Raw genomic sequence first — 10858 nt, 5'->3', positions numbered from 1 at the left:
GGATCAGACACCTGCTTTCTTGAACGTCAGAGGAACGACGGTGTTGGCATCGTAACGTGCGGTGCATTCCGCCACATCGCTGGCACCTGCCTTACAGGTCACTTCCGGCATCGGATAGCGTGAACCGTCGGTGCAACGCGCGTTTCCGCGCGTTTTGATCAACAGCTCGCCGTTGCTGTGTAATCCGGAAAAGACGTCTACCCGGCAGACAATGTTGTCGCCATGCACGACCCGGGCGAAACCTTTATTGTTCTGGATCTGGTAGCGCAGCGACGGCGGTTTGCCGGTGAGCGGATCCTGCACATCGAGAAACGCGCGCCAGGTGCCGTTCAGGAAGCGCGTTAACCCCGCTTTGACCTGGTTTGCCTCCATCACCATCGCATCTTTCGGTATCGCGGTAATGACCACCGGTTCGGCTGCCGGGGCAGGCGTTTTCACCTTCGGCTCTACCACTTCGGCTTGGTGCAGCGGGAGTTTCAGTTCAAGCGGCTCAACCGACTTTATGGGGGCCGGAGCAATGGCGACGGGTACTGGCGCTGGTGTGGCAACAGGCGCTGCGATTGGGGCCTGTTTTGGCCAGAGCAGCGGGGTGGCGATGGCTGCAATAATGACGGCGGCAACCGGCAGCAACCACAGGGGGGAGCGACGTTTTTTCTGTATGGCCGCCGGTGCGGGCTCTGGCGGCGCGGCGTTCATGCGCACCGGCTCTGGCGTATACAGTTCATCGTCGGTGATACGGACTGTAGTCACAGGCGTGATAAGCGGCGCGTCGGCCTGCTCAAAGGTCACCACCGGGGCCGGTTCTGGCTCCGGTTCAGGTTCAGGCTCGTTAATCACCACTGGCTCAGGTTCAGGGACCAACGATTCGCGCAGGCAGTCCAGCACGTCGTCGCGCGCGTTTTCGTTAAGGTTGACGAAACCCCAGAAGCAGATCACCGGTTTGCCATCCACCAGGAAAACAAAGTTTTCACCGGGAAACTGAAAGGCTTTTGAGAGCAGAGAGCCAAACAGTTGCTGCGCCGTTTTCGGTGACTGAAGGCATTTTTTACTCAGCGACTCCACGCTGGTGAGCGTGTTTTCCAGATAGCGCAGGGCACGATAACGATCATCTTCATCCGCCGCCTTCCAGCTGGAGACGGTTCCCTCAACCGGGGAGTACCAGTCAACGCGATCGCCGCCGTCGTTGACCTGGGGGATGGCCAGGCAATCAACGATAGCCTGTTGTTTGCGCAACCGAAGCGCTTCGCGGATTTGCAGCGCTGATTCAAAAACGGCCTGTCCGCCGCCGCCAACGGCCTGAAAATCATCCAGATTACCGCTGCGTAAAAGTGTTTTTGCCACGATTTGGTCCTGTAGACTTTTTCACGCCATTACTTTAGCGAATCAGGTAAGCAAGCAAACGGCTGAGGAGACGGCAAAAGGGACGATTTCTTGCGGCATTGATCGTGACGGTTGTGCTTGACGAATAATGGACCTTAAGGCAAATCGGTTTCTGCGGGCTGATGCTAAAACCAGCGAAATGTACGGCTTTAGAATAACCTGATAGTGATTCGTTATTTGTCAGGCCAAAACGTCTGTGCTGTTATTACTGTTCACTATAATAAAACCGAAAGGGTAATAACCATGTCTACAGGGAAAACCGTGCTGGCCCTCGCGCTGAGCGCGCTGCTACCTGCAAGCGCCGCATGGGCGGAAAACAAAGACACCATTATCTACTGCTCCGAGGCGTCGCCGGAGTCGTTTAACCCGCAGATCGCCAGCTCTGGGCCCTCGTTTGTCGCCAGCTCGCAAACGCTGTATAACCGTCTGATTAACTTCGACCCGGTAAAAAACACGCCGGTGCCTTCTCTGGCCGAGTCGTGGACCATTTCGCCAGACGGCAAAACATACACGTTTACCCTGCGTAAAGGGGTAAAGTTCAACAGCAATAAATACTTCAAACCGACCCGTGATTTTAACGCTGATGACGTTATTTTCTCCGTTATGCGTCAGAAAGACCCTAAGCATCCCTATCACAATGTTTCCCAGGGTAATTACGAATACTTTAATGACGTGGGCCTCGACAAGCTCATTCAGGATGTGAAAAAGATCGACGATTATCACGTTCAGTTCACGCTGAGTGAACCCAACGCGGCGTTCCTGGCCGACTGGGGAATGGACTTCGCCTCGATCCTCTCAGCCGAGTACGCGGACGCGATGCTGAAAAAGGGTACGCCTGAAAATGTGGATACCTGGCCAATCGGCACCGGCCCGTATGTGCTTCAGCAGTACAAGGTGGATTCGCTGATCCGCTACGTCGCCAATCCGAACTACTGGGAGGGAGAGGTGCCGACTAAACACCTGATCTTCTCCATCACGCCAAATGTTGAGACGCGTCTGGCTAAGCTGCAAACGAACGAGTGTCAGATCATTCCTGCGCCGTCGCCGGTGCAGTTTGAAGCGATCAAGAAAAACAAAGACCTGACCCTGCACTCGGTGGATGCGCTGAACGTGGGGTACCTGGCGTTCAACACGGAGAAAAAACCGTTTGATAACGTGCTGGTGCGCCAGGCTCTGAATTACGCAACGGACAAAAAGGCCATTGTGAACGCGGTCTTTATGGGGTCTGGTACGGTCGCTAAATCGCCGATCCCGCCGAACATGCTCGGCTTTAACAAAGACCTGAAGGATTACGGCTACGATCCGGAAAAAGCGAAAGCGCTGCTGAAGCAGGCGGGTCTGGATAAGGGCGCGGAAGTGACCCTCTGGTCCATGCCGGTTCAGCGTCCGTACAACCCGAACTCGCGACGCATTGCGGAGATGATCCAGGCTGACTGGGCGAAAGTGGGCGTGAAGGCGAAAATCGTCTCATACGAGTGGGGGGAATATCTCTCCGGCATGCGTAAAGGCGAGCATGATTCCGCGCTGTTCGGCTGGATGTCTGATAACGGCGATCCGGACAACTTCGCCGATGTGCTGCTGGGTTGTAACAGCATCAAAACCGGATCTAACGCCGCGCGCTGGTGTGATAAGGGGTATGATGAGCTGGTGCAAAAGGCCAAACTGACCAGCAACCCGGACGAACGTGCGAAGCTGTATGGCCGGGCACAGGAGATTTTCTACCAGCAGGCACCGTGGATTGCGTTAGCTAACGGCAAAACGTTCTACGCGACCCGCAGCAACGTGTCCGGGTACAGCGTGAGTCTGATGGGCAGTGACTTCTCGAAAGCGAAGCTGAACTGATCGTATTCTTGCCGGGTGGCGGCTATGCCTTACCCGGCCTACAGTTACCACCCGTAGGCCCGGTAAGCGTAGCGCCACCGGGCATTTGGAAAGGAGTGACAATGTCACATTTAAACGATGTTATCGCCCGCGTCGATGCCGCCATCGAAGAGAGCATAATTACCCACATGAACGAACTGCTGATCGAATTAAGCGACGATGCAGAGCTCAGCCGTGAAGATCGCTATACCCAGCAGCAGCGCCTGCGTACCGCGATTGCGCATCATGGTAAGCAGCATAAAGAAGAGGCGGAGGCGCGCCATGCCCACCTCACGCAGGGTGGGACTATCCTGTAAGGGTTAAAACTGGCGCCGTGCCACCAGCCAGGCGCCGACCACCAGCATCGCTGCGCCGCAGACCGGGCCAACCAGCGCCCTCAGGGGGACACCGTTGCTCTTGAGGATGTCCATCACCAGGCCGCCAATCAGCTGGCTTGCTACCAGCACGGCAATGGTCGTTGCCGCGCCCACATTTTGATACCCGCTAATACTGGCAAAGACAAAAAATGACCCCAGCAGGCCGGGGATCAACGTCCACCAGCGCACCGTCGACGCCAGTTCGCTAAACCCCGACAGGCCATTTTTCACCAGCAAAATGCTGACAAACAGCACAATCCCCACCAGCGAGTTCAGCAGCATGGCGATAAGAATAGTGGAAGAGGATTGCGTAATGCGCACCATCAGGGTGTTTTGTACCACCAGCCCAATCCCGGCGGCCACCAGAAACGCTAACGTCAACGATTGATTCATGGCAGAGCATCCGGATCGCTGCGCTCATCGAGCTGGAGTTGCATAAAGGTTAAATCCAGCCAGCGACCGAATTTGGTTCCCACCTGCGGCATATTACCGGTGGTAACAAAGCCCAGGGTTTCGTGCAGATGAATCGACGCCTGGTTCTGCGCCTCGATACCGGCAACCATCACATGTTTACCAATCTGGCGGGCTTCCTTGATTAATTCCGTCATCAGCAGCCGACCGATGCCTTTGCCCTGATGATCGGGATGAACGTAAACCGAGTGCTCCACCGTATGGCGAAAACCGTCGAACGCTCGCCAGTCGCCAAATGAGGCGTATCCCGTCACAACACCTTCTTCTTCACTGACCAGCACCGGATAACCCAACAGCGTGCGCGCCTCAAACCATGCAATACGGTTATCGGTGTCGACAGTTGTATCGTTCCAGATGGCGGCGGTGTGCAGCACCGCATGGTTATAAATTTCACCGATAGCGGCACAATCTTCTTTGCAGGCATGACGAACGATCATGGTTAACCTCTGGCTGTGTTGTTTACTATAGTAGTACGATTCACTCACAATATTACACAGTTCTTGTGTTGCATCGCTACGACAAAATCCCTATTTTTTTGTCACCAAACTGCCCCGAAAAACCATCCGTACACTATAGTATGACGTCATGAACACAATGACAGACAATATGAATCAACGCATTAGCGCCCGCATACGCCTTGAACGCGAGTCGCGGGGCTGGTCATTAAGCGAACTGGCCGAACGGGCAGGTATTTCACGCGCCATGATCCATAAGATTGAACGGGGGGACAGTAGCCCAACGGCGACGCTGCTTGCCCGGTTATCCGGTGCCTTCGGTATTAGCATGTCTACGCTCATTGCGCGCGCGGAAATGCAGGAGGGCAAACTGTTACGTCTGGCGAACCAGCCCGTCTGGCGCGATCCGCAAACCCACTATTTACGTCGTCATGTGTCGCCGCGCAGCGATATGCCTATTGACCTCGTCCAGGTGGAACTGCCCGCGGGCAGCGATGTGCCGATGCCCGCCTCCTCTTATGCGCTGGCGCGACAGCTGATTTGGTTGCAGGCAGGTGAACTGGTCTTTCTGGAGGGGGACACCCGCCATGAAATGAAGGCCGGAGATTGTCTGGAACTCGGGCCGCCGAACGACTGCCGGTTTATTAACGAAACGGATGAATCGTGCCTTTATCTGGTCGTGCGGCTTAATCAGTCCGGCTCATAATGCAAAGGCGATCCGCAGGATAACGTGCCAGACTTGAATGACATTTTCAGCTGTAAGGAGCGATGAATGAGTCAATCAACTACGCAAAACCGACGCTGGGTACTGGCTTCCCGTCCACACGGCGCACCGGTTGCCGAAAATTTCCGCCTGGAAGAGCAGCCGATCCCCACGCCCGCAGAGGGGCAGGTGTTATTACGCACCGTATGGCTCTCGCTTGATCCGTACATGCGTGGCCGTATGAGCGATGCCCCATCCTATTCACCTCCTGTCGAGATTGGCGCGGTGATGGTGGGCGGCACGGTAAGCCGCGTCGAGACCTCCCGCCATCCGGATTATAAAGAAGGTGAGTGGGTTCTGGGCTACAGCGGCTGGCAGGAGTATGAACTTTCCGACGGGAAAGGGCTGGTCAGGCTGGGCGAAAACCCGTCGCACCCTTCATGGGCACTCGGCGTGCTGGGAATGCCGGGCTTCACCGCGTATATGGGGCTGCTTGATATCGGCCAGCCTCAGGCGGGGGAAACGCTTGTCGTGGCGGCAGCCACGGGGCCGGTCGGCGCAACGGTGGGGCAGATCGGTAAAATCAAGGGGTGCCGGGTTATCGGCGTGGCCGGCGGGGAGGAGAAATGCCGCCATGCGGTCGACGTGCTCGGTTTCGACGCCTGTCTGGATCACCATGCGGATGATTTTTCCGAACAGCTGGCGAAAGCCTGCCCGCAGGGCATTGACGTGTATTATGAAAACGTCGGCGGTAAAGTCTTTGACGCCGTACTGCCGCTCCTGAATACCTCCGCGCGCGTACCTGTTTGCGGACTGGTCAGCGGCTACAACGCGACCAACCTGCCGGATGGTCCGGATCGCTTGCCGCTGCTGATGGGGACCATCCTCAAAAAACGCATCCGCATGCAGGGCTTTATCATCGCTCAGGACTATGGTCATCGTATCGACGAGTTCCAGCAGGAAATGGGACGCTGGGTGAAGGAAGGCAAAATTCACTATCGCGAGCAGGTCACCGAAGGGCTGGACGCGGCGCCGGAGGCGCTGATTGGGCTGCTGGAAGGGAAAAACTTCGGCAAGGTCGTGATCCGCGTGGCGGCGGACTAAACAGAGCATCGGTTATGGCGGGCAAAGTCCGCCATAATTATTTGTGAAGATACGATATATTGTCTTTAATTAATCCATGAGCATTGCGCGCCATCGGCCCAGCTGAGCCAGAAGTGGTAAACGTAATATTAATTGAACAATTTTTATTTTAACGCGCGCCCTTCATACCAGGCATGACGATACAGGATATATCAAACCGGCGATGTTTTTTTAAACAGTCGCTGAAAATGGCATTTTGTTTTGGCTACGGGAATTAAACATGCTTGATTTGGAAAACCTGGAAAAAGCACAAAGAATCAGTCTGACGATGCAAGTTGAGGACAGTTTAAAGGGAGCGTTAATTACGGGCTCATTAAAACCTGGGGCTCGACTCATCACGAAAGAGATTGCGGATAAATTAGGCACCAGCATCACACCGGTGCGCGAAGCCCTGCTGCGCCTGGTGTCGGCAGGCGCATTACAGGCCACGCCTGCTCAGGCGTTTTTGGTGCCAGAGGTTACGCTGGAGCGTTATAACGAAATTAACGCCATTCGAAAACAGCTTGAGCCGATGGCTGTTGCGGCGGCGTGTCAGAATATGACCGAGACCAAACTGGATGCATTACGCGCGCTGTCAGATAACTTCAGCACCGCCATGCATCAGGGCGACGTGCAGAAGGCGATCCATGCCAACCGCGTGTTCCGGTTTACGCTTTATCAGTATGCCGAAATGCCGACCCTGAACTCGCTGATTGAGCAGCTCTGGGTACGGATTGGTCCGTGTATCAACTACCTGCACGAAGAGATGAAAGATATCCCTGCAACGACTTACCATTATGCCGATCTGCTTTCTGCGCTTGAGCAAAGGGACGTGACGGCCAGTCGGGAAGCGATCGACCGAGCCATTGATGAAGCTAATATCCTCCTGCAACGACAATACGACAGTTAAGGATCGCACTGGCGCACTTATTTTTTTATTCGTTTTAAACTTCCCTGAGTATATTCCCGGCGCTTAAGGCTACCGGGAATGATGTTATTTTTTACCGGCAACGTGCGCTGCCGGAAAATGTTTTACTCAAAGCGATAAGAGACCGACAGGCCCACGCCATAGTTACGGCCAGGGGCGGGTTCGTAATAGCGATTGTAGCCAGCGTTAACAATCTCTGAACCGACGTACTCTTTATCAAACAGGTTATCGACGCGACCAAAGATGTCCATTCCCCATTTGCCGTAATTGAGTTTATACCCGGTATTCAGACCGACCACGGTATAAGAGGGCGCTTTGGCGGTATTGGTGTCGTTTGCCATCACGTCGCTCATGTAGCGGGCATCTGCCCCCGCGTACCAGCCTTCCTCAGGCTCCCAGCCAAACGACGCATACCCCATGTTACGGGCAATCCCCGGCATCCGGTTGCCGCTACAGTCTGCATTGCTACAGACGTTGGTACGGTAGGTCGCATCAAGATAGGTCCACGCCATTTTCAGCTTCCAGTTTTCGGCAAACTGCTGGTCGAGCGCAATTTCCACACCCTGACGGCGCGTTTTCCCCGCATTTTTGTAGGTAGTGCGACCATCTTTGTTTTCGTCCACCACGATCTCGTTGTCGGTATCCGTGCGGAACAGCGCCGCCGTCAGGATGCCATTGCCGATGCGGGTTTTGCTGCCAATCTCATAGGTGTTGTTGGTTGACGGTTGCAGATTAATATTGAGGCCGCCTTTGCCATCAGAACGGTAGGAGAGTTCGTTGATGGTCGGGGTCTCAAATCCACGTCCCGCCGCGGCATAAAGGTTCCAGGCGTCGGTCACGGCGTATTTCACCGCACCAGCCGGGAGCCATTTATGGTAGCTGGCGTCACCGCTGTCATCGCCGTTTTGCGGGGTAATGTAATGATCGTTGGAGTCAAACCAGACGGAGCTGTAACGCACGCCCGCCTCAACGGACAGCTTTTGCGTGAGCTGCCACTGGGTTTGCAGGTAGGGATCAAGGTTCCACATCAGGTTACGTTCGTCACGGCGTTTGTTACCCTTCACGCCAAAATCCGGCACGCCGTTGTTCATCACGAAGTTTTCATACCCGCGGCGATTTTCACTCATATTTTCGTAGTTAAGGCCGGTGGTAAACGTTACCGGCACCAGCAGCTCGCCGCGGTGGGTCCAGCGGGTATCAATACCCTGGTAGTGGCGCTGCATATCAATTACGCCGCCCGAATGCGCAGGATTTTCAGTCTGCGTGGTATCCGGAATGGACTGGTACTGGGTCATTTCACGCTCACCGGCATACATCATCACGCTGAGGTCGTCCTGTTCGCTCAGCTGGCGGTCGTAGCGGATCCCGGCCTGGGTCTGCTTAATGGTTTTACGCGTATTGTACTGATCGCCACGGGGTGACTGGCGCGGGTTGTTCTGCCACTCCTGATAACTCAGTCCGCCCGGATCGTTGGCTTTCATGTCCACGCTGTTAAAAATCAGCGTTAGCTTGCTGACATCATCAATGCGCACGCCCAGTTTCGCGTTGGCGAGGTTTTTCCGTGCGCCGCTGTGGTCACGATAGCCATGTGTGGTGAAACGGGTGGTGGATACCGCATAGTCCACATCCCCCGCCTGAGTCCCGTCGCCCACCGCACCGGTGGCCTTCATGCCGTAACGCCAGGTGCCGTAGCTGCCGTAATAGCTGCTGGCTTCAATTGTGGCTGGCTGTTGTCCGGTCTGGGTGTTTATGTTGATCACGCCGCCGGAGGCATTGCCGTACAGGGCAGAGAAGGGGCCGCGCAGCACGTCGACGCTCTCAATGCTGTTGAGGTCAATGTTTGACGTCTGCCCCTGGCCGTCGGGCATGGTTGCCGGAATGCCGTCCACGTACATGCGGATCCCGCGTACGCCGAAGGTTGAACGCGCGCCGAATCCGCGAACGGAAAGTTGCAGATCCTGAGCATAGTTCTGGCGGTTCTGGATTTGCAGGCCGGGTACGCTCCCAAGGGATTCAGAAAGGTTGATGCGCGGTGTGGCATGTCGCATATCCTCGCCGCGGACCACGCTGACTGCGGCGGGGGTGTCCAGTTCGGAGACGGTTTGCGGCGTGGCGCTGACGATCAGAGTCTGTTCATCTGCGGCCATCGCATTCAGCGGGCCAAAAATGACGGGAACGAACAGCAGTGGTAGTGATGCCTTGCGGGCAGTAATAATTTTCATGGAGTAAACCGGTTAAGAAAAATTCGAACCAAATCAACTGGAACCTGTGTATATATGTTAAATCCTTTGTAAATGTTATGAAAACTATAACCGCACATTTCGTGAATGTAAGGCTTTGAAGGAAAGAAATACTCCACATTCAACTCATTAATGATTACTATTCTCATTAAAATAACGGCAAAGCGATGACTTTGCCCACCGGAAGTGATGTCAGCGGTAAATCTCCTCATTTAAAAAGGAATTGTTATGTCTTTACGTCATCTGTGCTCGCCGCGCCTGCGTGGGTCTCTGCTGTTGGGCTCTTTACTGTTTGCCGGTACGTTCCAGGTTCATGCCGCTGAAGAGATGCTGCGCAAAGCGGTCGGCAAGGGCGCGTATGAAATGGCCGTCAGCCAGCAGGAAAACGCGCTGTGGGTTGCGACGTCACAAAGCCGCAAAACCGATAAGGGCGGCGTGGTCTATCGTCTGGATCCGGTCACGCTGGAAGTGACGCAGGCGATTCATAACGATCTCAAGCCGTTTGGCGCCACGATCGATAACGCCACCCAGACGCTGTGGTTCGGTAACACCGTCAACAGCACCGTGACGGCGATTGACGCCAAAACGAGCGAGGTGAAAGGGCGCCTGGTGCTGGACGATCGCAAGCGTAGCGACACGGTGAAGCCGCTTCAGCCGCGCCAGCTGGTGGCCGATGACACGACCAATACGGTGTACATTACCGGTATCGGCAAGGAGAGCGTGATCTGGGTTGTTGATGGCGCAACGCTGAAGCTGAAGGACACCATCACCAACACCGGCACGTTCAGCACCGGTCTGGCCCTGGATGCGAAGGCAAAACGCCTGTATACCACCAATGCGGACGGCGAGCTGGTGACCATTGATACGGCAACCAACAAAATCCTCAGTCGTAAAAAAGTGCAGGATGACGGAAAAGAGCACTTCTACCTGAACCTGAGCCTGGACACTGCCGGCCAGCGTGCGTTTGTGACGGATTCAAAACAGCCAGAAGTGCTGGTGGTGAATCTGAAAGATGGCAGCGTGATGCAGAAAATCGCCGCGCCAGCATCGCTGGCCGTACTGTTTAACCCGGCGCGTAACGAAGCCTATGTGACGCACCGCGAGGCGGGCAAGGTGAGCGTGATTGACGCCAAAACCTACAAAGTGACCAGGACCTACGATACCCCGGTTTACCCGAACAGCCTGGCGCTGTCTGCGGACGGTGAAACGCTGTACGTAACGGTGAAACAGAAATCCACCCGTCAGCAGGAAGCGACCCAGCCTGACGATGTGATTCGTATCGCGCTGTGATGGTGGAATTGCCCGGTGGCGCTGCGCTTACC

At 55.2% G+C, this 10858-nt stretch carries 10 protein-coding genes; 6 read left to right on the top strand and 4 right to left on the bottom strand.

The genetic code is table 11. From position 1 onward, the window contains the following. Positions 1-3 precede the first annotated feature (3 nt). Positions 4-1341 carry an SrfA family protein gene (locus AC4OVU_RS11685; RefSeq protein WP_110292926.1) on the bottom strand — a complete coding sequence of 446 codons (1338 nt, stop codon included), beginning with the start codon at positions 1339-1341 and terminating at the stop codon, positions 4-6. Between the two features lie 282 nt (positions 1342-1623). Here AC4OVU_RS11685 and AC4OVU_RS11680 point away from each other — a divergent pair, with 282 nt between their 5' ends. Continuing rightward, a complete protein-coding gene (locus tag AC4OVU_RS11680; RefSeq protein ID WP_110292927.1) occupies positions 1624-3222 on the top strand; it encodes an ABC transporter substrate-binding protein in 1599 nt (532 codons plus the stop codon). Between the two features lie 101 nt (positions 3223-3323). Further along, complete coding sequence (locus AC4OVU_RS11675; RefSeq protein ID WP_017382275.1) at positions 3324-3557, top strand: YdcY family protein; 234 nt, start codon at positions 3324-3326, stop codon at positions 3555-3557. 3 nt (positions 3558-3560) lie between these two features. On the opposite strand, the gene AC4OVU_RS11670 is transcribed toward AC4OVU_RS11675, so the two are convergent. Together AC4OVU_RS11670 and AC4OVU_RS11665 are read right to left on the bottom strand one after the other, a co-directional pair. Next, complete coding sequence (locus tag AC4OVU_RS11670; RefSeq protein WP_047733298.1) at positions 3561-4010, bottom strand: DMT family transporter; 450 nt, start codon at positions 4008-4010, stop codon at positions 3561-3563. Continuing rightward, positions 4007-4525 (bottom strand): GNAT family N-acetyltransferase, encoded by a 519-nt coding sequence (locus AC4OVU_RS11665; protein WP_015570449.1) that lies wholly within the window; start codon positions 4523-4525, stop codon positions 4007-4009. The genes AC4OVU_RS11670 and AC4OVU_RS11665 overlap by 4 nt, the downstream gene beginning before the upstream one ends. Before the next feature lie 148 nt (positions 4526-4673). Here AC4OVU_RS11665 and AC4OVU_RS11660 point away from each other — a divergent pair, with 148 nt between their 5' ends. The 3 genes from AC4OVU_RS11660 (at position 4674) to AC4OVU_RS11650 (ending at position 7278) form a co-directional block, all read left to right on the top strand. After that, a complete protein-coding gene (locus AC4OVU_RS11660) occupies positions 4674-5249 on the top strand; it encodes a helix-turn-helix domain-containing protein (protein WP_017382277.1) in 576 nt (191 codons plus the stop codon). Positions 5250-5315: 66 nt separating this feature from the next. Then, a complete protein-coding gene (gene curA / locus AC4OVU_RS11655; protein ID WP_032103593.1) occupies positions 5316-6350 on the top strand; it encodes an NADPH-dependent curcumin/dihydrocurcumin reductase in 1035 nt (344 codons plus the stop codon). 259 nt (positions 6351-6609) lie between these two features. Continuing rightward, on the top strand, positions 6610-7278 hold the full coding sequence (locus AC4OVU_RS11650; RefSeq protein WP_110292928.1) for a GntR family transcriptional regulator: 669 nt from the start codon (positions 6610-6612) through the stop codon (positions 7276-7278). Positions 7279-7400: 122 nt separating this feature from the next. On the opposite strand, the gene pqqU is transcribed toward AC4OVU_RS11650, so the two are convergent. Then, entirely contained in the window at positions 7401-9518 is a 2118-nt protein-coding gene (gene pqqU / locus AC4OVU_RS11645; RefSeq protein ID WP_040117693.1) for a TonB-dependent receptor PqqU, read from the bottom strand. A 246-nt stretch (positions 9519-9764) separates the two neighbouring features. Here pqqU and yncE point away from each other — a divergent pair, with 246 nt between their 5' ends. Further along, complete coding sequence (gene yncE / locus AC4OVU_RS11640; RefSeq protein WP_110292929.1) at positions 9765-10826, top strand: 7-bladed beta-propeller protein YncE; 1062 nt, start codon at positions 9765-9767, stop codon at positions 10824-10826. Positions 10827-10858 lie beyond the last annotated feature (32 nt).

This window comes from Enterobacter sp. 6722112, from assembly GCF_058661685.1.
Note: the sequence above shows the minus strand (reverse complement) of the source record. Positions and strands in the feature narration are given on the sequence as shown.

What these genes read in the sequence shown, in the direction of transcription:
- AC4OVU_RS11680 (WP_110292927.1), top strand. Translation starts at nt 1,624, where the DNA reads ATGTCTACAGGGAAAACCGTGCTGGCCCTCGCGCTGAGCGCGCTGCTA.
- AC4OVU_RS11675 (WP_017382275.1), top strand. Translation starts at nt 3,324, where the DNA reads ATGTCACATTTAAACGATGTTATCGCCCGCGTCGATGCCGCCATCGAA.
- AC4OVU_RS11670 (WP_047733298.1), bottom strand. Translation starts at nt 4,010, where the DNA reads ATGAATCAATCGTTGACGTTAGCGTTTCTGGTGGCCGCCGGGATTGGG.
- AC4OVU_RS11665 (WP_015570449.1), bottom strand. Translation starts at nt 4,525, where the DNA reads ATGATCGTTCGTCATGCCTGCAAAGAAGATTGTGCCGCTATCGGTGAA.
- AC4OVU_RS11660 (WP_017382277.1), top strand. Translation starts at nt 4,674, where the DNA reads ATGAACACAATGACAGACAATATGAATCAACGCATTAGCGCCCGCATA.
- curA (WP_032103593.1), top strand. Translation starts at nt 5,316, where the DNA reads ATGAGTCAATCAACTACGCAAAACCGACGCTGGGTACTGGCTTCCCGT.
- AC4OVU_RS11650 (WP_110292928.1), top strand. Translation starts at nt 6,610, where the DNA reads ATGCTTGATTTGGAAAACCTGGAAAAAGCACAAAGAATCAGTCTGACG.
- pqqU (WP_040117693.1), bottom strand. Translation starts at nt 9,518, where the DNA reads ATGAAAATTATTACTGCCCGCAAGGCATCACTACCACTGCTGTTCGTT.
- yncE (WP_110292929.1), top strand. Translation starts at nt 9,765, where the DNA reads ATGTCTTTACGTCATCTGTGCTCGCCGCGCCTGCGTGGGTCTCTGCTG.